Annotated in this window: 19 protein-coding genes; 8 read left to right on the forward strand and 11 right to left on the reverse strand. The window is 43.6% G+C overall.

What is annotated here, in order from left to right; genetic code table 11:
- Positions 1 to 3 precede the first annotated feature (3 nt).
- Both glpK and ACEN9X_RS23245 read right to left on the reverse strand, forming a co-directional pair.
- A complete protein-coding gene (gene glpK / locus ACEN9X_RS23240) occupies positions 4 to 1,518 on the reverse strand; it encodes a glycerol kinase GlpK (RefSeq protein ID WP_413667391.1) in 1,515 nt (504 codons plus the stop codon).
- 57 nt (positions 1,519 to 1,575) lie between these two features.
- A complete protein-coding gene (locus tag ACEN9X_RS23245; RefSeq protein WP_413667392.1) occupies positions 1,576 to 3,156 on the reverse strand; it encodes a glycerol-3-phosphate dehydrogenase/oxidase in 1,581 nt (526 codons plus the stop codon).
- Positions 3,157 to 3,308: 152 nt separating this feature from the next.
- Between ACEN9X_RS23245 and ACEN9X_RS23250 the strand changes: the two genes are divergently transcribed.
- A complete protein-coding gene (locus tag ACEN9X_RS23250) occupies positions 3,309 to 4,073 on the forward strand; it encodes a DeoR/GlpR family DNA-binding transcription regulator (protein WP_413667393.1) in 765 nt (254 codons plus the stop codon).
- A 4-nt stretch (positions 4,074 to 4,077) separates the two neighbouring features.
- Here ACEN9X_RS23250 and ACEN9X_RS23255 read toward each other — a convergent pair whose 3' ends face one another.
- Entirely contained in the window at positions 4,078 to 5,106 is a 1,029-nt protein-coding gene (locus tag ACEN9X_RS23255; protein WP_413667394.1) for a LacI family DNA-binding transcriptional regulator, read from the reverse strand.
- A gap of 352 nt (positions 5,107 to 5,458) precedes the next feature.
- Between ACEN9X_RS23255 and ACEN9X_RS23260 the strand changes: the two genes are divergently transcribed.
- From ACEN9X_RS23260 to ACEN9X_RS23280, 5 genes are all read left to right on the forward strand, one after another.
- Positions 5,459 to 6,079 (forward strand): RNA polymerase sigma factor, encoded by a 621-nt coding sequence (locus ACEN9X_RS23260; RefSeq protein ID WP_413667395.1) that lies wholly within the window; start codon positions 5,459 to 5,461, stop codon positions 6,077 to 6,079.
- 79 nt (positions 6,080 to 6,158) lie between these two features.
- On the forward strand, positions 6,159 to 7,193 hold the full coding sequence (locus ACEN9X_RS23265; RefSeq protein ID WP_413667396.1) for a FecR family protein: 1,035 nt from the start codon (positions 6,159 to 6,161) through the stop codon (positions 7,191 to 7,193).
- Positions 7,194 to 7,204: 11 nt separating this feature from the next.
- The gene (locus ACEN9X_RS23270) at positions 7,205 to 10,654 is read left to right on the forward strand and encodes a SusC/RagA family TonB-linked outer membrane protein (protein ID WP_413667397.1); all 3,450 of its coding nucleotides are present in this window, start codon (positions 7,205 to 7,207) and stop codon (positions 10,652 to 10,654) included.
- Positions 10,655 to 10,673: 19 nt separating this feature from the next.
- Positions 10,674 to 12,206 carry a SusD/RagB family nutrient-binding outer membrane lipoprotein gene (locus ACEN9X_RS23275; protein WP_413667398.1) on the forward strand — a complete coding sequence of 511 codons (1,533 nt, stop codon included), beginning with the start codon at positions 10,674 to 10,676 and terminating at the stop codon, positions 12,204 to 12,206.
- Positions 12,207 to 12,282: 76 nt separating this feature from the next.
- Positions 12,283 to 13,911: an alpha-L-fucosidase gene (locus ACEN9X_RS23280; RefSeq protein WP_413667399.1), complete on the forward strand. Its 1,629-nt coding sequence runs from the start codon at positions 12,283 to 12,285 to the stop codon at positions 13,909 to 13,911.
- 148 nt (positions 13,912 to 14,059) lie between these two features.
- Here ACEN9X_RS23280 and ACEN9X_RS23285 read toward each other — a convergent pair whose 3' ends face one another.
- The 6 genes from ACEN9X_RS23285 to ACEN9X_RS23310 all read right to left on the reverse strand — a co-directional run bounded on the left by ACEN9X_RS23285 (position 14,060) and on the right by ACEN9X_RS23310 (position 21,377).
- Positions 14,060 to 17,629 (reverse strand): hypothetical protein, encoded by a 3,570-nt coding sequence (locus tag ACEN9X_RS23285; RefSeq protein WP_413667400.1) that lies wholly within the window; start codon positions 17,627 to 17,629, stop codon positions 14,060 to 14,062.
- 91 nt (positions 17,630 to 17,720) lie between these two features.
- The gene (locus ACEN9X_RS23290; RefSeq protein WP_413667401.1) at positions 17,721 to 18,608 is read right to left on the reverse strand and encodes an ABC transporter ATP-binding protein; all 888 of its coding nucleotides are present in this window, start codon (positions 18,606 to 18,608) and stop codon (positions 17,721 to 17,723) included.
- 17 nt (positions 18,609 to 18,625) lie between these two features.
- On the reverse strand, positions 18,626 to 19,363 hold the full coding sequence (locus tag ACEN9X_RS23295; protein ID WP_413667402.1) for a hypothetical protein: 738 nt from the start codon (positions 19,361 to 19,363) through the stop codon (positions 18,626 to 18,628).
- Complete coding sequence (locus ACEN9X_RS23300; protein WP_413667403.1) at positions 19,347 to 19,754, reverse strand: GntR family transcriptional regulator; 408 nt, start codon at positions 19,752 to 19,754, stop codon at positions 19,347 to 19,349. The genes ACEN9X_RS23295 and ACEN9X_RS23300 overlap by 17 nt, the downstream gene beginning before the upstream one ends.
- Positions 19,755 to 19,765: 11 nt before the next feature.
- Positions 19,766 to 20,536, reverse strand: coding sequence for a hypothetical protein (locus ACEN9X_RS23305; protein WP_413667404.1), 771 nt, complete (start codon positions 20,534 to 20,536; stop codon positions 19,766 to 19,768).
- Positions 20,529 to 21,377 (reverse strand): ATP-binding cassette domain-containing protein, encoded by an 849-nt coding sequence (locus tag ACEN9X_RS23310; protein WP_413667405.1) that lies wholly within the window; start codon positions 21,375 to 21,377, stop codon positions 20,529 to 20,531. The genes ACEN9X_RS23305 and ACEN9X_RS23310 overlap by 8 nt, the downstream gene beginning before the upstream one ends.
- A gap of 122 nt (positions 21,378 to 21,499) precedes the next feature.
- Here ACEN9X_RS23310 and ACEN9X_RS23315 point away from each other — a divergent pair, with 122 nt between their 5' ends.
- Positions 21,500 to 21,691 carry a hypothetical protein gene (locus ACEN9X_RS23315; protein WP_413667406.1) on the forward strand — a complete coding sequence of 64 codons (192 nt, stop codon included), beginning with the start codon at positions 21,500 to 21,502 and terminating at the stop codon, positions 21,689 to 21,691.
- Between the two features lie 107 nt (positions 21,692 to 21,798).
- Positions 21,799 to 22,581, forward strand: coding sequence for an exodeoxyribonuclease III (gene xth / locus ACEN9X_RS23320; protein ID WP_413667407.1), 783 nt, complete (start codon positions 21,799 to 21,801; stop codon positions 22,579 to 22,581).
- Between the two features lie 64 nt (positions 22,582 to 22,645).
- Here xth and ACEN9X_RS23325 read toward each other — a convergent pair whose 3' ends face one another.
- Entirely contained in the window at positions 22,646 to 23,257 is a 612-nt protein-coding gene (locus tag ACEN9X_RS23325; protein ID WP_413667408.1) for a hypothetical protein, read from the reverse strand.
- Positions 23,258 to 23,299: 42 nt separating this feature from the next.
- Complete coding sequence (locus ACEN9X_RS23330; protein WP_413667409.1) at positions 23,300 to 23,788, reverse strand: hypothetical protein; 489 nt, start codon at positions 23,786 to 23,788, stop codon at positions 23,300 to 23,302.
- Positions 23,789 to 24,162 lie beyond the last annotated feature (374 nt).

The following is a 24,162-nucleotide window of genomic DNA, read 5'->3' on the forward strand; positions in this document are numbered from 1 at the left end:
ATATTAAATAACAGATACGGGGTGGCTGGAATTAGACCAGCATTGGGCTGTGCTTACCGCGCGTTCCCAGCCAGCTATGCCGGTTTTTACTTCTTCCAGATCATCGCCCGGGTTGAACTCGGCCTCAACTGCCCATAAATGCTGGATCTCGGCAATGTCTTTCCAGTAGCCTACGGCAAGCCCGGCCATGTAAGCTACGCCGAGCGCCGTTGTTTCAGTTACCTCCGGTCTTATAACCTTACAGTTCAGCACGTCTGATTGAAACTGCATCAGCAGGTTATTGGCCGTTGCACCGCCGTCTACACGTAATTCTTTAATTTCCATACCTGCGTCGGCCTCCATCGCTTTAAGTACGTCCATAGTTTGGTAGGCTATTGATGCCAATGCGGCCCTTGAAATATGGGCGGCGGTAGCCCCGCGGGTTAGGCCAACTATAGCCCCGCGCACTTCCGGGTCCCAGTAGGGGGCGCCCAGGCCTGCAAATGCAGGTACAAAATATACACCGGCGGTATCTTTTACCGATGTAGCCAGTTTTTCAATATCCGCCGAGGTTTTGATAATGCCAAGACCATCGCGCAGCCATTGTACAACTGCACCGCCTATAAAGATGCTTCCCTCAAAAGCGTAAGTGATCTCACCATTTATTTTCCAGGCAACTGTGGTAAGCAGATTGTTTTTTGATTTAATAAACTCGTGCCCGATATTCATCAGCATAAAACAGCCAGTGCCATAGGTGTTTTTAACCATAGCCTTATCAATGCACATCTGCCCGAACAAGGCTGCATGCTGATCGCCGGCTATGCCTGCAATGGGGATCCTTTGCGCAAATATATTATTGGCGGTGTGGCCATATAGTTCGCTTGATTGTTTTACCTCGGGCAATATGCTTTTAGGGATATTGAACAATTGTAGCAGTTCATCATCCCATTGCTGGGTGCGGATGTTAAATAACATGGTGCGGCCGGCGTTGGTTACATCGGTAGCATGTACTTCGCTGCGGGTTAACTGCCAGATGAGCCAGCTGTCAACCGTGCCAAAGGCAAGCTCGCCTGCTTCGGCCTGCGCCCGTGCACCTTCAACATTATCCAGGATCCATTTTATTTTTGATCCGGAAAAGTAGGCATCAATCACAAGGCCTGTTTTGTCGCGGATCATATCGCTATAGCCGTTTTGTTTGAGCTCATCGCAAAATGCGGCAGTGCGCCTGTCCTGCCAAACAATGGCATTATGGATGGGTTCGCCGGTTTTGCGGTTCCATACTATGGTTGTTTCGCGCTGGTTGGTTATACCTATGGCTTTGATGTTTCCGCCACCTAAGCCTGCTTTGGCAATGGCCTCAACCGCAACGGAGATCTGCCCTGCCCAAATCTCGTTAGGATCGTGCTCAACCCAGCCTGGTTTTGGGAAATACTGTTTAAATTCCTTTTGTGCCGAAGTAATGATCTTGCCCGCATGATCAAAAATTATGGCCCGCGAACTGGTAGTGCCCTGGTCGAGCGCTAAAATATATTCCTGCATAATTTGGTTTGGTTTACCTTGGTTTATTTATTGAATATCACATTAAATTTGTTCATTTTAATGCGGTGTTAGTATATAATTTTTTGCTGTTTCGTTAAAGGCTTTAATCTGTGCTTGTTCCCAGGCTACATCTTTTCCGAGTTCGCCGGCCATGAGGCGGGCTACTTCGGGTGCCATTTCGATAGCCAGGCGGGCATCTAAAAATAACACACGGGTACGGCGTGCCAGTATATCTTCAACAGTTCGTGCCATCTCCTTTCTTACCGACCAGATCACTTCGCCCTTTGTATAACTGCCTTCAGCATGAACAGGGTTTTTCCAGTCAGCGTTCTCCTTGTACAAAGCCAAAACGTTTTCAATATCGGCGCCGTAAACAAACATTGGGTTGGTGCGATCAGGGTTGGGGCGACTGCCATGTATAGATAATGAATCTGTTTTACAAGACGCGTTTTTAAGCCCGCCAACCTCAATAGCCTTATCAACAATATCCTCAGCCATTTTGCGATAAGTAGTCCATTTGCCGCCGGTTATGGTAATCAGTCCTGATGCGGAAACGATCAGCTTATGGCTCCTTGAAATTTCTTTTGTTTTTGATGATCCGTCCTGCGGGGCAGCAAGCGGCCTTAAGCCTGCAAAAACGCTTAAAACATCTGCACGGGTTGGGGCTTTGGTGAAGTATTTGCCGGCGGTTCTCAATATAAATTCCACTTCCTCATCCAGCGCTACCGGCTCCAGGCTGTGCGAGTCGATAGGAGTATCGGTGGTACCTATCAGCAATTTCTCATGCCACGGAACGGCGAAAAGTACGCGCCCATCCTCGGTTTTGGGGATCATCAGTGCATCTTCGGCCGGTAAAAACTTACGGTCGAGCACAAGGTGTACACCCTGGCTTGGCCTAACCATCGGCTTTTTCTCGGGCGTATCCATTCTAAGCACATCATCAACAAAAACGCCGGTGGCATTGATTACCGTTTTGGCTTTTAACTGATAGCTGGCACCTGTTTCTGTATCGGTAGTTTTTACGCCTGTGATTTTACTGGCTGTGTTTTTAATTAATCCGGTTACTTTAAAGTAATTGAGCAGGGTTGCGCCCTGTTCAACGGCGGTTTGCGCCAGGTTAATTGCCAGCCTCGAATCATCGAACTGCCCATCATGGTAAACAACGCCGCCGTGAAGTCCTTTTTCCAGGATTCCCGGCAATCGTTTAGTGGTTTCTTTTTTTGAAATATGTTTTGCCCGGCCAAAACTTAGTTTGCCAGCCAGTAGATCATAAATGCTGAGGCCTATAGTATAAAAAACACCATCCCACCATGTATAATTGGGAATAATGAAACTTTCATTTTTTACAAGGTGCGGCGCATTTTTTAGTAGTAACCCCCGCTCACGTAAGGCCTCCCGCACAAGTCCTATATCGCCCTGTGCCAAATACCGAACGCCGCCGTGTACCAGTTTGGTCGCACGGCTCGAGGTGCCTTTAGCAAAATCGGCTTGTTCCAGCAATAACGTAGAGAAGCCTCGCGAAGCTGAATCGACAGCTGCGCCAAGTCCCGTAGCTCCACCACCTATGATGATCAGGTCCCAGATCTTTTCGGTATCAGTAAGATAGTTAAGATTCGCCTCTCTTGTAAACTGATTCATTTTATTTCGATGTTTATTCAAATATATAAAATCGAAATAAAATAAAACTAAATGAAATTAAAAATAATTTTATTTGATTACATTTGATTAACGAGGAGCACAGTAAGCCTTACAAAACATTACAATCAATTTTTCTGTTTAATTTAGCGATTATGAGTAAAAACACTGACCGGCATAAGTTTATCTTGCAAAAGATTGATACAGATGGTTTTGTGAATGTACAGGACCTCAGTAACCAGTTAAGTGTTTCGGAAGTTACTATCCGAAAGGACCTGAAACTTTTGGAAGATAAAAACCTGCTTTTCAGAACGCATGGCGGTGCAAGTAAAACAAACCCTTATGCCAATGACAGGCCGGTTGCCGAAAAAGAAAAGTTGAATGGCCCTGAAAAGAAGAGGATAGCTTTTGAAGCCGCAAGCCGTATTGGTGCTAACGATTCGGTTATTATAGCCTCGGGTACTACCATGCTTGCCCTTGCCCGGGCTATGCAGCCAAATAAGCATATTACTGTTGTTACAGCAGCCCTGCCGGTGGCTCTTGAACTTTTGCAGCATCCGCAGGTTGATATTGTTCAATTGGGAGGGCAGATGCGTAATACCTCGTCGTCAGTAACCGGTAACTATGCCGAACTGATGCTTGACGATATGCTATGCGGTGTTTTGTTTTTAGGGGTAGATGGCATCGATCCGGAAATAGGGCTCACCACAACCAATTTATCCGAAGCACGCCTTAATCAAAAAATGATCAATGCTGCCCAGGCTACGATTGTACTTGCCGATAGTACAAAGTTTGGCAAGCGTGGATTAGCGAAGATCTGCTCGTTAGATCAGATCAATGAGATCATTACCGATAGCGGCATCAGCCCGGCAATGCTTAATATGCTGGAAGAAAAAGGAGTGAAAGTAACGGTTGTGTAATTGCTTAAACTTTATTAGATGATGACCTTACTATCAACTGCGTATCAACCTTCTCCGTAGTAAATTCTTCAACGGGCCATTTACTTTCGATGGTTTTGATCAGCATTTCGGTGGCCATTTGCCCAATCTGAAAAGCAGGCTGGCGTACCACCGTTAAAGGCGGGTCAAACAGGTCAACCACATCCGAGTTAGTGAACCCGGCTATCGCAATATCTCCGGGAACCTTTAAGCCCCATTTTTTTAATATCGACATACTGCTGATGGTTAGCCTGTCGCTGCCACTAAAAATAGCCTCCGGTTTATCATCCAATGCCAGCAATTCTTTCAGCACAATCTCCACTTCGTCGTGTATCATGCCACCATGGTTGCAATGTTTAAGGTATTCGGGCCTGAATTCGATGCCGTGTTTATCAAGTGCCGCCTTGTAGCCTTCAAAGCGCTCATGGCTTATGAGCAGGTTATTTGAGTTGGTAAGGTGTGCAATTTTGGTGAAACCCGAGTTGATTAATGCTTCCGTACCGTTAAACGAGCCCTGGAAGTTATTGGCTATCACCTTGTGGGTGTTCAGATCTGGAGCTGCCCTGTCAAAAAATACAATAGGGAAACCTTTATCCAGCAGGTATTTATATTGAGAGGTATCGGTTGTTTGGGCCGATAATGATACCAGCAAACCATCCACATGTCTTGATAGCAAGTGCTTTACATTGGCGCTTTCCCTGTCAAATGACTCGTGCGTTTGGGTAATGATAACGTGATATCCGCGGTTATAAGCTATGGACTCGATGCCGTTAATGGCCTGCGAAAAATAATCATTTGCCACCTCGCAAACCACTACGCCTATCGAGTGACTTTTTTGTTCTTTAAGACTTAAAGCAATAGGGTTGGGCCGGTAGTTTATCTTTTCGGCATACTCAAGGACAAGCTTTTTGGTTTCGGTACCTATTTCATAGCTTCCGTTCAGCGCTCTTGATACCGTTGATGTTGACACACCCAAAGCCTTGGCAATATCCTTAATAGTAACTGATTCAAACATAATTTAATCCGGCAGCAGGTTCTTAAATATCCAGGGAAAAATTGATACGGGCTAAGTTATTTTAAAAAAAGAATATTTCAGCGTTTTTCAATTTTCAAACTGTATAACTCATTTGTAATGGTTCCCATATCAGTTCTATCGTCTAAGCACATTTTTTAAATAAAAGAAAATGACATTCGATTTTATTGATTGATTTTCATTAACAAGATGTGTCCACACGATAAATATACGTTAGGATAATCTCACTTTAATTTAAGTGACATTGATTTTTAAAGTTGACGTAAAATTATTGTTATAATTATTACATTGTACCTGATTTCAATTGTAAAACGTTTTATCCCCTGGTTAAGCTATGTCTCACGAACAAATTGTTCATGACGATCATAATACTGCTATTTGGCTTGCTTTTAAAGAAGGCAATTGGGATGCCTACACACAATTATATAACCAATATTTTAAGGTACTCAATAACTACGGGCATAAATTTACCAGGGATGTCAATGTCATTGAGGATGCTATCCATGATCTTTTTATCAGGCTGTGGACAAACAGGGCAGGGCTTGGCAATCCTGCTTCGGTAAAAAACTATCTTTTTAAATCTTTACGCAGCATTATTTTCCGCAAGCTGCAATCAAAATCGCGCTTTGTCGATCTGGAAGATGAAGCGGAGCATAACTTTCCGTTCGAAATATCCTTCGATCAGCAGATCATGGCCGATGAGGAAGAACAGGAGTTACAAAAGAAGATTAAATTTCATGTAAAAGCTTTGCCGGCGCGGCAACAGGAAATCATCTACCTGCGCTTTTATGAAGGTTTGGGTTATGATGAAATTGCTGATATTATGGAGATAAACGTCAGTTCGGCCTATAAACTGATCTATAAGGCGTTTGATAACCTCCAGGATGTACTCAAAACTTCCAAATTGGCTATTGTTTTAGCCTTGTATTCATGCTTTTACGTAAATAATCATTAAAAATTAATTTTTTTTTCGGTTTGTAGGGATAATTAGGGTAGGGTGCTGTCTATAAGGAGTAAATAACACCTTATAACCCATGCAGATAGCCAAATACAGTAATTATACCCTGCCGGATTTTTTAGAAGACGATGATTTTCTCCGTTTTGTGATTAACCCCTCACATAACGACACTGTTTTTTGGCAGCAGGTTGAAACAGCATACCCGCGACAGAAAGAAATAATAGCCGAAGCTTCAAAAATTATTACCGCATACCGCAAGCAGGATGTTTTTACCAACGAGGCTAATCAATCAAAAGTTTGGCTCCGGATTGAATCATCACTGCAAAGAGATCGGGGTAAGCCAAAGATCTTCACGTTAAACAGGTTCCTTCGTGTTGCCGCAATGTTATTGCTGGTATCATCTGTAGGTATTGCTTTATGGCTGATAAAAGGCAGGCCAAATGAAATTGACACCACTTTTGGCGAACTGCGTACCGCTACCTTGCCTGATGGCTCAACAGTGGTGCTTAATGGTAACTCGAAATTAACTTACTCTGATAACTGGGATAAAAATTCAAGGGAGGTTTGGATAAATGGAGAAGGACTGTTCAACGTAAAACATATCAATAAAGAGCCCGACCATATTAAACCCTCTGAAAGATTTATAGTGCATTGCGCTGATATGGATATTGAGGTGTTGGGAACAACTTTTAATGTCAGAAGCAGGCATAACAAAACCAATGTGGGTTTAGTACAGGGAAAGATCAGGCTTGATTACGTTGACGCCGCATCCGGGAAACAATCGCTTATTATGAAACCGGGCGATTACGTGCAGCATGCTTATAAAAAAGCCCTTACCCGTATTATTCTTCCCGCGCCTGAAAAAATCACAAAATGGACCAAACACCAGCTTTTATTTAACAACGCCAGCCTTGCGCAAATCGGCGAGGTCATGACCGATGATTATGGCTATCACGTTGATTTTTCGAACGCCGATTTAACTACCCTCAAAATAGAAGGGGAAATAAACGTGCCTAATGTTGACGAGCTGATTGAAACTATCTCCACCACACTCCCGGTGAAAATTATCCGAACAGACAAAAATATCACTATAACAAAATTAAACCCCTAAACGAATAACTTATGAGAAAACTCGACTCATCCAATTTTTTAAGATGTTGCTGTTTCCTGATGGTATTACTTGGCCGGTCGGCGTACGGCTATGCCCAAATGGCGTTAACCAGTAACAGCAGGATTCATGCAAAAAGCTTCGGTTATGCGGCTCCGCAGACTGTTGAAAACAAGGTGCTGCTAAAAGATGCGCTGGATAACTTGAAAAAACAATTCAACGTTCAGATAGCTTACCAGGAAGGCTTGCTTGACAACAAATTTGTGCCCGCAAATTTGACCAATAACATCAGCCAGTTAACGCTTGATGATAATCTGAAGCAATTGTTATCGGCCTTTCAGCTAACGTACCGTAAGATAAACGATAACCAGATCTCGATTTTTACGGCGAAGGATCTTACCTCCACCAATGCAGCTGTTGCAGCAGTTACATTAACAGGTAAGGTTGTGGATGCCGGCGATGGCCAACCGGTTGTGGGCGCATCGGTTTACTTAAAAATTGACAATAAGGTGGGAGCTATCACCGATATTACGGGCAGCTTCCGGTTAATAGTGCCTGATAAATATTCAGGCAGGCCATTAACCCTGGTGGTAGCTTATGTAGGATACAACCAGGAGGAAATTAACGTGGCCGACCCGGGTTCACCTTTGCAAATTAAACTGGTGCAAAATAATAAAGCTCTTAACGAGGTTGTAGTTACTGCCCTGGGTATCAGTAAGCAAAAAAAATCGTTAGGCTATTCCGTTACTGAGGTTAAGGGTACAGAGTTTACCCAGGCCCGCGAAAACAACGTGGCCAATGCGCTTACCGGTAAAGTTGCCGGTGTTAACGCAGCCGGTTTGTCAACTGGTCCGGGTGGTTCAAGCCGCGTGGTGATCAGGGGTAATGGTGGCCTTGCAGGTGATAACCAACCTTTATATGTGGTAAACGGTATGCCGATTGATAACAGCGTACCCGGTGGCGCGGCTACAGTTAATGGTATTACTAACAACGTTGACCGCGGCGATGGTATAGCAGCAATCAATCCAGACGATATAGAATCGATAAGTGTACTTAAAGGAGGTACAGCAGCGGCACTTTATGGCTCACGGGCGGCAAATGGTGTTATTTTGATTACCACCAAAAAAGGCCGGATCCAGAAAGGAGTAGGAGTTGAATTTAACTCGACGGCTACTTATGATAATGTGGCGGTTTTCCCTGATTACCAGTATGAGTACGGGCAGGGCGATGGCGGGGTAAAACCAACCACGCTGGCCGCTGCACAAGCAAGCGGAAGGCGCTCATGGGGTTCAAAAATTGATGGTTCAACCGATTATGTGGCGGTCGACGGGAAAACCCACCCTTATGTTGCACAGAAAAATAACCTCAAAAACTATTATCAAACGGGAAGCACTTATACCAACAGCCTTGCTTTTTTAGGTGGTAACGAAGCTTTTACCTACAGGTTTTCGGCTGCTGATTTGAATAGTAAAGGTATTTTGCCGGGCACTACTTATGACCGTAAAACTTTTAACCTTGCCCTGAACGGCAAACTGAGTGATAAACTATCGATTGAAGCGTTGGCCCAATATAACATTGAAACCGGCCATAACCGTACCGGTGCGGGCGACGCATTGGGTAATCCCAACTGGACCCCTCTTGAAGTAGCCAACACGGTTGATGTTCGCTGGCTGAAGCCAGGTTATGATGCTTTAGGCAACGAACAGATCTGGAACGATGCATCCATCGCATCAAACGGTTATTTTGTAATCAATAAATATAAGGAAGATGATGTGAAGAACCGTTTTATTGGTCAGGGATCGGTTATTTATTCGCCCATAAAAGATCTTACTTTCAAAGCTACCATCAGCCGCGACTTTTTCAATTACAACTATACCAATATCCTGCCAACGGGTACATTGTATATCCCTAACGGCCAGTACGCGGGTATCAAATCGGACGTGTCTGAAACCAACGAGCTGGCAACTGTTAGCTACAAAACAAAGATCATTCATGATTTAAACGTGAATGTCTTGGGTGGTGTAAACAGTCGTAAAAACACAACAAACCAGTTAACGTTCAGTGGTTCGCAGTTTACTATTCCATATTTTTACAGCTTTACCAACCTTGCAGTTTCATCAACTACACCATATAATGCCAAGATTGTAACCAACTCGGTTTTTGGCTCGGCCGATTTTGATTACAAGAGCCTGGTATTCCTGTCATTTACCGGCAGGAAGGACTGGTTTTCAACGCTTAGCCCTAAAAGTAACAGTATCTTTTACCCAAGCATAGGCGGCAGCTTTATCCTGTCGGATGCGGTTAAACTCCCTGAGTTTTTTAACCTTGCCAAACTGCGCGGTTCATGGGCGCAGGTGGGCGGCGGCGCGCCGGATCCCTACGTTATTAACCTTACTTACAGTAACGTACCAAGCGCCGGTCAGCCGCTGCAAAACGTAACTACTAATAACATTACCAATAGCAATCTTAAGCCGTATGCTTCAACAACATTTGAAGGCGGTTTTGAATTGCAGATGCTTAAGAACCGTTTAGGTTTGGATGTTACGCTGTATGATCGTAAAACAACCAACGATATTGTAAATACGGCTATTTCTTCTACATCAGGCTACAATAATGTGATCCTGAACGTTGGTAAGGTAAGCAATAGGGGTATCGAGGTATTATTGAACGGTACGCCCGTAAAAACAGGCAGCTTTACCTGGACCGCGAGCTATAACGTAGCCTACAACGATAACAAGGTAGTTAAACTGGCCCCCGGCCTTAACACCATTCAGCTGGCTACATCAGTAGGTAACTGGGGTATTTTAGATAATATTGAAGGTAAGCCCTTTGGTATGCTGGTTGGTACCCGTATGCAAAAGGATGCTCAGGGCAATGTGGTGTTCAATGCCACCACCGGTTTGCCGGTACAAACTCCACTGCAACAGCTGGGTAAAAGCGTTGCCCCGCTTACCATGGGTTTAACCAACGAATTCAGGTATAAAAGGTTCTCGTTGAACTTCCTGGTTGATGGCAAGTTTGGCAACAAGGTGTTTTCGGTTATGGAGGTATATGCTACCCGTTTAGGCTTGATGAAATCAACATTGCCGGGCCGTGAAAACGGATTGGTGCTGAACGGTGTTGATCAAACAGGCGCGCCTTATACCCGTACAGTGCCTGTAAGTGGACTAAGATCATATTATGATAACTATAAAACGTATTCAGATCTGTTTTTGCACGATGGCAGCTTTGTTAAACTTCGCCAGGTTATCCTGTCATACGCGCTTCCAGCAAGTCTTTTAAATAGAGTTAATATCCAGTCGGCCAGTATCTCCTTTGTGGCCCGGAACTTATGGACTATTTATAAGCAGACAGACAATTTTGATCCGGAGCAAAGCTTTACCAATAGTAATGCGCAGGGCTTTGAGTCTATCGGCTTGCCGCGCACCCGTTCACTTGGTGTAAACCTGGCTGTTAAGTTTTAACACTTTTAAATTGAATACGATGAAAAGACATTTAACCCAATATATTTATTGTTCCCTGATGATGCTTTGCATTATCGCCGCACAATCGTGTACCAAAAACTTCGATACGCTTAACGTTAATCCGGATGCATCGTCGAAAGCGGTACCGCAGTACATTTTTACCAAGGCCCAGTATGATGGTACTGCCCGTATGCTTGATCTTTTACTGGGCACCATGCAGTATACTACCAGCTTTAATGACGTGGCTGGTTTCGGATCAAAATATGTGCTGAGCCAGAGCCAGCAGTCGGCAGCGGCTTTCAGCAATGCTTATCCAAATGAGATCAACGAACTGGTGGAGGTTTTAAAGGCAGTTGGTACCGATGCATCGCAGGTTAACCTGCAGGCCGAAGCACGGATCTGGAAGGTGTACTGCTTTAGCAGGCTTACCGATCTTTATGGCGATATCCCATATTCGCAGGCAGCACAGGGTTATAACCAGGCAATTTATAAACCTGCTTATGATGCGCAGAAAGATATCTATGCCGATTTATTGAAGGAGCTTGACCAGGCGGCACAAAGTCTTGATGCTTCCAAAACAACCTTTGGCTCTGCGGATTTAATTTACGGTGGTAATACCGTAAAATGGAAAAAGTTTGCCTACTCACTTATGCTCAGGTGTGCCATGCGCATGACCAAAGTTGATATAGCCCAAGCTCAAACCTGGGCAACAAAGGCTATAGCAGGCGGAGTTATTTTGGATGATGCCGATGTTGCCAAAGTAGCTTACGTGGGTGCCGGTCAGGACATCAACAAAAACCCTTTAGCGCTTGATCTTTATAACAACGATTATATTGCAGGTAACGGCAGTACCAATACCGAGGGCGGCAAGTACCAGGATGTATTTATCAGTTACCTGAAAGCTAATAAAGATCCGCGTTTGGCTGTGGTGTCTGTAGTATGGAACGGTGGGGGTGCTGATACAACCTCGGCTATCCAAAAGGGCATGTCAGCAGGCTTGAATGCCAAGCCTGCCGATTTTGTGACGTACTCCGAGCCAAATCCTAAAACTATATTGTTGTTAAACTCTCCGCGATTGGTTTTTACTGCTGCCGAAAGCTACTTCCTGTTATCTGAAGCTGCTGCAAGGGGTTGGTATACCGCAGCTACTGCCGAGTCATTGTACCAGAATGGTATAGCCGCGTCAATGCGCCAATGGAGCATTATTGCAGGCAGCGCGGGCACAATTACTACTGCTCAGATCAATTCATACATTAACGCACACCCATTCAATACAGGTGGTACATTAGATCAAAAAATGGAGCAGATCTATACCCAGTTTTGGGTGGGCATTTTTCCCGATGCACAAGAGGTTTTTGCAAGCTACAGGCGTACCGGTTACCCTGCACTTGTACCTAATAATTATGTGGGCAATGCTACTGGTGGTAAAATATTCAGGCGGATGCTGTACCCTGTTGGCGAGCAAAACCTCAATGCTGCATCATATGCTGCTGCCATTGCACGGCAAGGTCCCGATGACTTTTTAACCCGGATTTGGTGGGATAAACAATAATGTGAAAGTTTGATTAGTTGATGTTGTTTTCGGGGAGGGCGTGGGGCCTTCCCTGATTTTTTTAAACGTTTTTTTGATGTATAAGAAATATCTTTTTTCCCTGCTGCTGTTTTGTTGTATCCAAGGCGTATCGGCACAAAATGATCTGGTTAAGGATGATAATGCAAGTAATTATAACCTGAATAAGCCCGAACGCGAACTATGGCTTAAAAACACCGGCTTGGGTTTGTTTATCCATTTCAGTATGGATAGCCAATTAGGTGTGGTGATCAGTCACTCGCTGGTTGGCGCAAGCGATGATTATGTGAACCGATACTTTAATGAGCTGCCTAAAACCTTTGATCCTTCCAAGTTTGATCCGCACCAGATAGCAACACTGGCTAAGCTGGCCGGGATGAAATACATCGTATTTACAACCAAACATCATTCGGGTTTTTGTATGTGGGATACCAAGACCACCGATTTTAGCATAACCCATACCCCTTATAAAAAGGACTTGTTAAAGGAGTTTGTTGATGCCACGCGCGAAGCCGGGCTGCAGGTTGGCTTCTATTTTTCGCCGGAGGATTTTAACTTTCTACGTGACCATCGCATTGCCATCAGCCGTACCGATGTTAAGATGGATGCCCAAACCCGGCATCAATATGATGAGTACACCCGAAAACAATGCGAGGAGTTGATAACTAATTATGGTAAGATAGATGTGCTTTTTATAGATGGTGATCCGAAGGAAGTAGTTAAGCAAACCTGCTGGAAATTGCAGCCCGATTTACTGATAACCCGCGGCGCTATCAAAACACCCGAGCAGATCATGCCGGGCGCAATGATCAATGAACCATGGCTCTCCTGTATAACTATGGGTACGGCCTGGGGATATCAGCCAACTAATGAGCGCTATAAATCGGGCGGTCAGTTGATAGGTTTATTGATTGAGGCAAGAGCTAAAGGTGGGTCGTTGTTGCTGAACGTTGGCCCGAAGCCTGATGGCGCATTACCTATTGAGCAAGAAGAACGGCTGCGCGAAATGTCGGCATGGTATTTTGTTAACCGCGAATGTATTGATAGCGTACGAAGCTGGGTAATAAGTAAAGAAGGAGATACCTGGTTTACCGCTAAAAACGGTCATACACTTTATGCTATAGTAACTAATGCCGCTGATTGGAAGGAGGGGACACGCAAAAGTTTCCTGATCCGCTCGGCCATAGCCACTAATAATACTAAGGTGAGTGTGTTAGGGCAAAACAGCAGGATCATCGAATATAAAAATGATGATGTAAGCTGCAGGTATAAGCAAACCGATAAGGGGCTTGAAGTATCGGTAGTAAAGGCACAACGCATTTATGACGATCACCGCTGGCCTAACCCGGTAGTGATCAAACTGGAAAATGTTAACCCCGTTTTTAAAGAAGCCGCCATAGTTGAAACGGGTGCAAGTTCAAAAGTACAAACCGGCGCGGTTTTGAAAGGGAAGGTCCTGAACTACAAGAACATTTCAGCAAAAAGGGCCCGGTTTGATTACCGCCCTTATCATGGGCAGGTTGAAACGTTGTATGCAGGCAAGTGGACAGCCGGCACCTGGGTAAGCATCCATGCTGATGGTACTTTTGAAGCAGCGTTACCACTAAAAGCCGATTATGAATATAAAGCAGTAGTTGAACAGGCTAATGTTGAAATTGAGGGAGAGAACAAATTATTTAAGCCGTAGTATTTCTAAGAAGCTGTTTACAAACGAATGGAAAGTTTTTTGGAGAGACGCATCACATGCGTCTCTCCATTTAGAGAAAATCAAATTTTAACAGATCCTTAACATTATGAAAAACGGGATTGCGTTTTGCGTAATCCCGTTTTTAGTTTTAAAGGTCTTTGATATTATCGTTAGGATTCCTGTCAATCAGTTTGCTAAACGGATCGATGCCTATAGAAGCAGGCTGGCCTTTAACAACAATACTGAATTGCTGTTGCCCGCGTTTAACCTTATACTTTTTGAGGTATAAGGTATTACTCACCATGCGGTTACCTGCACCTTGAACCTGCTTCCCGAAAATTCCGATATCGATATAGTCGTTCATGTTAACAGCCGGGATGTCGTTGTTCTTTGCATCCTTCCACACTTTATCAATATCAAGCTTAAAGGTGACTTTATATTCATTTTTATTACCTGTGGGCTTGCTGCTTGCTTCAACCACCCGGTTATCATACAGGGTGATCTTCTGCCAGGTATCGGTAAGGTAATATTGCAGCGAATCGGGCACGTGCTTTTGAAGATATTGGTAAAGATTGTTGGCTCCGGCAAAAGGGCCGTCTGTTTTAAAAGTATAGGCCTTTTTAAATTCGCGCAATGCCACGTTTATGCTGTCTTCACCAATCAGGTCGCGCAAGCCATATAAAGCTACGCTTGCCTTGCCTCCCCATAAAAACCATTGATCGGCTTTTATCAAAGGATGTTCATTTTCATTAAGGTGCCGCCGGATAAACAGGTAGTACCACAACTGGTCAAGCACAATGTAACGCATGTTATCTTTACCGTATTTGCGTTCTGACATTACCAGTTGATCATAGTTTGAAAGGCCTTCAGGTATTACCAGGCTACCAATGGTACTGTTTGGTGCTGTCTGAAAACGCCACCATTGTTGGGACAATAGTCTTGTGGTACTGGCATAACAATAATCAAAGCTGTTGGGATCCCTGAAATCGGCATTCCATCCAAAATATTCGGCGTATGTATCCAGGGTGGTCATAGAGGCATCCTGCGGACCATAAACAGATGTTTCTACCAGTCGGATGTCGTTGAACGGATAATTGCCGTAAACCTTGCTGTAATAAGTCAGGCCATCTTTATAAGCGGCAATATACCTGTCGATATTGATGTTATGTTCAGGGTGATAATAAACCTCAATGTTCACCTGGTGGTCTAACTGAACAATCGCCTTTTTTACGGCCAACTTTTCGGATATAATACCCATTGGCATGTACATGCCCGGCTTATCCTGCACATAATGGAAATAGCTACGGCCGTTCTGCTGCCAGTTTTTTACGAGCCGGCCGGGGGCGATGGCGGTTTGATCGGCCAGGGTTCCAATGGTTACATCAAGTTTCAGGAGATCGGCCGCCCTTCCTGCTTTGAGCGTGTTAATGCCTTCCGGGTTATCCTGCTGAATTTCTTCTTCCTTTTTTTCGGGCAGACCGGCTTTTTTACGTTCATAGGGGCTGCCCAGTTCGTCGTCTTCATCGTAGCCTAAACCGGGCAGTCCTCCGTTAAAAAAGGTGCCATTATTTATGAGGGCTGCCGCATACATGCCATTGGTAAACCCTTTGTGAACTATTTCAGACTTGATTTCCAGCTTTATGGAGTCGCCGGGCATTAATGGTTTTATAAACTTATATAAACGGAAATCGGCGGTATCCATTTTCGGCCTGAACCAGTTGAAAAATCCGCGGGTATACAGCAGCGGGGCGGTAAACGGAACTAATACACCATTGGTTTTAAGCGAATAATTGCTGAGTTCATCGCCATCAAGCAGCATTTGAGATATGGCAACTTTGTTTTTATTGGTTATAGTTACCCATGCGTGTGTAGATGCCTGTTGTTTATCGGGATAAAGTTCTACCTGCATTTTTATGCCGGTTACTTTAGGCAGCGGAAGGCGTTCATATTTTTTTAGCGTTTTTTCATATTGGACCGCTCTTGCTATGTTTTCACTTTTGATGAGATAGCTGTTTAAAAAGCTTACGTTGTAATAATTCCACGCGCCCACTGCCAAAAATGCCATCGCTACTATAGTAGTAATGAGTGCCGTGCTTTTGTTAAAGCGTTGAGGTAGTAAACGTAACCGGTCTTTAAAAGATGAGGTTACCCCCCGGTAATAAAATAGTGCCGAAACAATGATGAGCAGCCCTGCAAACAGCAGCCAGTACAGGTTAAACCAATTAATTGGTGTTACCATGTGGCCCATACCGGTCATATCAGAGATCCCAGAGGATGGAGTGTATGAATATAACAGCAGGTTGTAATCAAAGGTGCCCGTTTTACGCAAAAAGAAAACAATCACCCATAAAAACACACCTATGCCGTGGGCTGCAAATTTGTTATTGATAACAACATGTACCACATAGCAAAATACCACCATCTCCAGTAATGCAGGCAGCAATATGTACAATATGTAGAGAAAATATACCGACGGGTTCAACGTATGATAACCCTTTAATAATTGAACAATAACCCCGGTTAGTATGGGTATGAAGGATAAACCTGTACCTATCAATAACAAGGTAATGAGCTTTGACCCGTTCAGGATCCAGTTTGGCGGCGGGAGCGAATCATTGATAAAAGCATAGCGGGTTGTCCTGTCGCGGTGCAGGGTTTCGCCGGTATAAAACATCAGGATAAAGAAAATGAAGAAAGGAAAGGCTTCATTAAAAATTGCAAGCAATGTAACTGTACGCGGGAAGTCGGGAACGCCGTTTCTGTTGTCGCCAAGCCAGAGTACAAAGCCAAGGAATAAGCTGCCGCTGATCAATATGATCCAGAAGTAATTATCGCGAATGATATTAAGCAATTCAACCTTTACCAGGTTGCGTAATGTGTTCCTGTTGTATTTGCCCGTAAAGCTAACAGCCGGCTTAATAGTTATTGCGTTCTTGGTTTTAGTACCTACTTCATCAATTGCTGCTTTATCGCGCCTGCCGCTAAAAAAGCGCTCGAAGTTAAACCGCAAATAAGTAAAAATTACTACAATTATCCCGATGCCTCCCCATACTACACGGTTGAGCATAAAAGTACCAGTTACCGGGAACAACGTGGTGTTTTGTTCAAGGGTGCTTGAAGAGCTGGTTTGCAGCCTGATGCCGTTGAGACCAAAAGGATCGCTTAGGTTGATTACCGTTGGATTGTTGATATGGTTGAGGAAAAACAGCGCAATAAAATAAAACAGAAATAACAGGATACCACCAAAGTAAATCACCTTTACGTTGCGTGTAATAGCCACCAGTCCAAAAAACAACGAAGAAGTGAACAAAACGTTTGGCAGCCCGATAGTGAAAAACGGGTGCAGGTAGTAAATGAGGTTATTGGGGCCGTATTGTTTTACATCCGTCCATCCCATAGCCGGGCCAAGTTTGGTGCCTATAAATGCACCGATAATAACAGCCGATGCTATGAAGATCATAAAAACGAATGAGCCAAGGTAACGGCCCCAGAAATAACCCGCTTTTGTAATAGGGTAGGTTAGGTAATAATCTTTTGTGTTATACTCAATATCGCGATATAGCGCGGTACCCATAATAGACGAACTCACAAGTGTGATCATCATGGTGATGCCTGAGCACCATAAGGCAAGTACATAAGGTGCGTTTATGTGTTCTTTTTCGCCCAGCGGTAACGAGCCTGTTGAAAAGGTGAACACTGTAAATATGAGTGCTGCCAAAAAATATAGGTAAACGGCTGGCCTGCGGACCCTATTCCGGATCTCGAACAGAAATATTTTAAGAAACATAAACTATTGGTTTATAGTGAGTTTAAATAGTGTCTACATCTATTCGTGTAGCGATGTTGCTGAAGTACACATCTTCCAGGTTTGGGGTGCTGCTGATAAAACCGTTGCCGGGTTCGGCTTCGCTGATAATGCGGATATGGAGCTTGCCGGTTTTAAGCTGCGTTGATATTACCTGGTAATCATCTTTATAAAAGCCCAACTCTGATTGGGTGATCACCTTGCTGTAGATCTTCCCGTTCAATTCATTTACCGCGCTTTCCGGATCGCCGGCATATAAAACCTCGCCCTGGCAAATGATAGCAAAGTTGGCGCAAAGGGTGCTTACATCCTCAACAATATGGGTTGAAAGGATCACGATGGTATTTTCCCCCAAACGGCTTAACAGGTTGTAAAATCGGTTCCGCTCAGCCGGGTCGAGGCCTGCGGTTGGTTCATCAACAATGATAAGTTTGGGGTTACCAATTAATGCCTGTGCTATTCCGAAGCGCTGTTTCATACCGCCGGAGTAGGTGCCGAGGTGTTTTTTTCGGTCTTTATAAAGGTTTACGCTTTCCAACAGTTGCAGTACCAGGTTTTTTCGCTCGGCATTGTTGCCAACGCCTTTGAGCTGGGCAATATGGTCGAGCATGCGTTCGGCTGATATTTTAGGGTATACACCAAACTCCTGCGGTAGGTAACCCAGTAGCTGCCTGACTTCGGTTTTGTTTTTCAATACATCCAGGTCATCCAAAAAAATGCTGCCTTTATCGGCCTCCTGCAGGGTGGCGATGGTACGCATGAGGGATGATTTGCCGGCACCGTTTGGCCCAAGCAGGCCAAACATGCCATTATTCAGGGTCAGCGAAACATCTTTTAAAGCATGTACGCCGTTGGCATAGGTTTTTGATAGGGAGTTGATTACTAATTTCATGATTTGCTAAGTTTTGGTCATTTATTGTTCCGGATCTGTTTTGTATTGCCATTCAGGATAAGTTTGGCGCTATCAGCAAGTTTGTAGTTTATGTTGCTGAGGCTGTCGTCCTTGATCCATAAGCGGCTTTTGTTCCGGATGTCGAGATTGGTTTTACTGAACTGATTGCCTGTTTCAATGGTTAAATTTGAGACGGAGCCGTTACTGTTGCCAACAACAGCATTTAAGGTGTTGAATTTGTTGTTTTTTAAAAATATGTTGGAGGCATGGTCTGCGCTGATATTTAGCATATCTCCGCTAAAACCTGTAATAGTAGTGGGGCGCCATTTAAAGTCAGCACCAGCAACTGTATCAATAACTTGTGTTTCGGCGGCCATGTATTTGGCATCCGCATCAAATGAAGTGAGTTCTGGACATGATATGTATAATACCTGTTCTGAGCGTACGTTATGCCAGTTTGCCTTAAATTCTGCCCGTATCAAAAGCGAATCGTGGCGTTGTTCAATCTTAATGTACTCCATGGCATCAGGATCAGCAAGTACTTTGAAGGGGCCTTTTACCAGTGTGATATTTATAGCTGTTGATGAGCCGAGTTTAATGACTTTAAAATTCTTGTAATTTAGGTTTATGAACCCGTGATAGGGGTTTTTATAATCGCCTTTAAGATATTCGGCTTTAAGCTGAATATCATATATGCCAACCGAAATAATTAATAGTAATACCGCGGTAAGTAAAAATTTATTGCTTGTTTTCATCGTTGCTTGCCTGGTTTAGTTCATTGTTTTGTTGTGCCTGAAAATTTTGATATTGCAGGCTGATCTCATCTATTGAAATACCCAACAGGTACATGTTTTTAAAAAGCTCGGGCAGGTTTTGACGTACAAAGTTTTCTTTACGATAAGCTTTTACTTTATCAAAACCGTCATCGGCCACAAATAAACCCAGGCCGCGTTTGTTATATATAATTTCGAGCCCCTGCAAAAATTCGTATGATCGCATAACCGTATTGGGGTTTACTTCCAGTTCTATAGCCATATCGCGTACCGATGGGATTTTTTGCCCGGCAGGCCATTTGCCCATCAGGATCTGATCGCTCACAAAAGCCGCTATCTGGAGGTATATCGCTTCGTTATCTTTAAATTCCATTATCGTCTTTTTTAAGCCTGTTTTTCCTTGAGTTTAAAATATGCCGCTATCCAAAACAGCAGTGATATAAGGGGGACTACAATAAAAACCCAGGCAGATTGCTGTGCATTTAAACCAACGGAGTAAAAGTTTATGCCATCCTGAAAATTCAGAAATGAAAAAGGCATTACCGGTTTGATAGGCCTGCCAACAATAAATCTTACAAATACAGTATTCACAAGGATTAGCAGTGCATAAAAAATAAAGAAACTGAACCCTGTTTTTATGAAGTGTAGTTTTTCGAACCGGATTGCTCCGTATAAGGTGACGGAATGCAGAAATGAAAACAATACCATCACTATCACAAATTTGTCCTGGAACAACGAAAGTATTTCACTTTGGTGCCCGGGCCAGGGTTTTAGATTCATCAGTATAAATAATACCAGGTAAAAAACGCCTGTATAAACCAACAGGAATATAACGTACGAATAGATCCAGCTAACCATAAACTTCTCGAGTTGCGATGCGGGCAGGGTCAATATCGGAATAGCCCTTCGTTTGTCGCCCAGATCAGCAAAAATGGTGCTTGTAAATAATGGCCCCGCTATGATCATGAGTACCCCGAATATGGCCATCTGAAAGCCGGCGTCTACCGGGCCGGGGATCATATAAAATATAAACGAACCGCCAAGCAAAAATACGCCTGCCAAAACCGCTGCCGACATTAAATAGGTGCGGTAATGCTCCACGGTGTGTTTCATGAACAGCAGGCCAAAGCGTTTTAAACTGAAGTAGTTATGCATGGCTTGTAGTTGGTTTTAGTACGTTTAATAATTTGCTGCTGTTGGTTGTTGTGGCATTAAATAATAATTCAAGGTCCATTTTACCGTATTTACCTGCTGTGTTTTGTACAATAGCATACTTGCCCATGAGGGTATCTTCTTCATATAATACATTCATTCCGGTAAGGTCTTTGAACACGCCGAAAAACAATTTATCGGTAAGCTCATCTACAGTATTTTCTATCACTATGCGGTGATCATCTAAAATCAAAACCGTATCAATGAGGCTGTCCAAATCCCTCACCTGGTGGGTTGAAATAATAATGCAGCGTTCTTCATTTAAAACCGATGCAATCAATTTTCTGAACTGCACCTTTGATGGAATGTCAAGCCCGTTGGTAGGTTCATCGAGTATCAGTACGCCGGTATTTGTTGCCAGTCCGAAGGCGATGATCATCTTTTTTTGCTGCCCGTATGACATTTTGGTCATCAGCAAATCGGGATCAATATCTAATATTTTGAGGTAACTGTAAAAATCTGTAATGCTAAAAGCGGGGTAGAAGCTTGCTGTCCTTTCCAGAAATTGTCCTGGCGTTAGCGCAGGCACGTAAACCTCTTCGGCAATAAAATAAAGGTTTTGTAAAGTGGATACCAGCCGTTTTGAGCTTTCTGTTCCATTAATAAGGCATTTGCCCGATTGCGGAAAGGCCAGGCCTGCGATATTTTTAAGCAGGGTTGATTTACCTGCGCCATTTTTACCCAGCAAGCCATAAATGTGCCCCGCCTTTAATGAAAGGTTCAGATTTTTGAACAGCGGTTTTTTACTGTTGTAGCTGAAATTCAAATTATTTATTTGAATCATGATTTAGTGTATTAGTGTGGTAGTACACTACAAATGTAATTAAACTTTTTTAAAATGCAAATGATATTTTTTATTGGGAGATGTTCGTGAAAACTAATCATCCGCTTAACAGTTAATAAGATATGTCAAAGAAAAGAACCATGCCAAACGAACCAGATGAAATGCCGGTAAACCCGGAACGGCCGGAGATCAGGCAGCCTACAGACCCCGGTGAGCCGGAAATGCCTGAAGAAGCGCCCGAAAATATCCCGAATGAAATTCCCGATACCGAGCCGGATGAGCCAGAGGTTGACCCCGATGAGTTTGAAAAGTAAGAGGAGGGATATTAATTATTGTCATTGCAATCAAGCGTTTGCGTGAGTGGCTGCGCTTTTGTATTTTATAAAGGGGGGTATATAACCTAAACTGCTTAAATTGCATTATGAAAATAGCTACGTATAACGTAAATGGTGTAAACGGGCGCCTGCCTGTTTTGCTCCGCTGGTTAACTGAAACAACCCCTGATGTTGCCTGCTTGCAGGAACTCAAAGCCCCGCAGGAAAACTTCCCCGAACAGGCTATTCTTGATGCCGGTTATAAAGCCATTTGGCACGGACAAAAAAGCTGGAACGGTGTAGCCATACTGGCAAAAACAGATAAACAAATTACTGAAGTTTGCAGGGCGCTCCCGGGAGATCCCACAGATGAACATAGCCGTTATATTGAAGCTATTGTTGATGGTATCACCATTGGCTGCCTTTACCTGCCCAATGGTAACCCTGCGCCCGGCCCTAAGTTTGATTATAAATTAGGCTGGTTTGAACGATTGAAAATTCATGCAGCCGGTTTGCTTGCTGCTGATAAACCGGTTGTGTTAACCGGCGATTATAATGTGATGCCTACCGAGCTTGATGCTTATAAACCGGAGCGATGGGTAAATGACGCCCTCTTTCGCCCTGAAACCCGCGAGGCTTTTAAAACACTGGTGGAACAGGGATGGACGGATGCCATCCGCAAACTATATCCTACCGAGGTAATTTATACCTTCTTCGATTATTTCCGCGATGCTTACGGTCGTAACGCCGGTTTACGTATCGATCATTTTTTGTTGAGCCCGCACCTGGAAAAGCGGCTTGTAGCTGCCGGGGTAAACCGGGATGTACGCGGCTGGGAAAAAACAAGCGATCATGCGCCTGTATGGATTGAGTTGAAAGATGCTGAATGACCTTGAGGATTGAAGACTTACGAAGTTTTTAAAACTTCGTAAGTGTGGGTTCAAACTTGTTATGTTACCTCCTCATACCAATATTTTCGTGCACCCATTTAACCTCTTCTTCCGGTGTAACTTTATCTACGGTACTGCTTACCCGGCTAAATGTAGCCGCAGGAAAATCATAAGGGTTGCTATCGTCAAAAAACGGGCCTACAACGCCTAATATCCACACGTATTCGGTAGCCCAGTGGGGCGGATTGACCCGGTACTTAAATACCTCATAATGTATAAAGTTGCCTCGCCCGTTAAGATCAATGGTAACCCGTTTAATGTGTTCAATTTCGTCAGGACAGGCATCCAGTTCAGTAGGAAACTCCAGCCATTGGGCCAATGAGCTTTCTGCCCCTTTAATTAGCGTGTAGTATTCTTCGGGAAACAGGTGTAGTTCGCCAAGTTCCCTCAAATATAAAAAGGTATCATAGCGGGTAAGCAGGTTTTGGGCAAAGGGCAAAACATCTTCGGCGGTTAGGCCTGCAGCCGATTCTGCCTTTTTATAAAGTGGCAAAATCCTGGCCGATCGTTCTAACTCAAGTTTCTTCTTTTTCTTCTTAACGTCGAATAACCTGAAAGCCGCAAACGCTATAATAAAAACTATAACAGTAATGACAATAAGCGTGGTTATATCCATAATGATATGAATGTAAGCTTTTATGTGGACGTAGTATCAAATTTATCGTGTTATCAATGGAAAATCCACACTTAACGTTTTACCCGCCGCCGGAGCTGTTACAGCTAAAACCCTGTCATCCTTATTGATGGCGCCATCCATGTTAACATCCTGGTAATGATCACCGCCTACGGTTGCCGGGGGAGTCTGCACCGGCCAGTTATTGATCTCTTGCTGCGAAGTAAATACGCCTACTTTAATAAATGATCCAATTGTCGGATCGATAACCTGGCCATCACCTGTGTAATGGTACAGGTAATAAGTTTTGCCTGGTATAACGGAGAAGCTAAGCTGGCCGCCGGCGTTGCTTATTGCCGATAGGGTATCTTTCCCAGGATAAATCCGGGTTTGATCGGACAAGATAGAAATGTAAACATTGGATTTTGCGGAACTTGATTTTACATTAACAATAATCCGGGCTTTTCCGCCATCTTTTTTGCAGGAAAAGAACATAAGGACGATGGCCAAAACAGAAAGGAGTTTATTACGCATGATATTTTGTGAATAAGGCGGGGCTAAATTAGTAAAATAAGGGAAAACACAAGTAATGTGTTATAAAAGGGTTTAGATGCATAGGGACATGCATCTACATGAAAATAGAGGGTTAATACAGCTATTTATTTCATTTTTACCTCTTTTTTGTTGTAGAAACCACTTGGTTTTATAAAAAGTGAATTTATTTATATAATTTCTATAGAATTAGTAGTATTTATCAAATCTTTTTTTACATTTGCCTCAGAAAAATTAATCACAATAATCAAATCACTTAAAAGCACCCACCATGCAACCCGAACTTTTACCTAAATACGGCTTTGCTGATAATCAGTTAACTGCTGCTGCTTTTACTCCTTGTTGTTATTCTTGTT

This window comes from Mucilaginibacter sp. Mucisp86, from assembly GCF_047324315.1.
Classification (GTDB): Bacteria; Bacteroidota; Bacteroidia; order Sphingobacteriales; family Sphingobacteriaceae; genus Mucilaginibacter.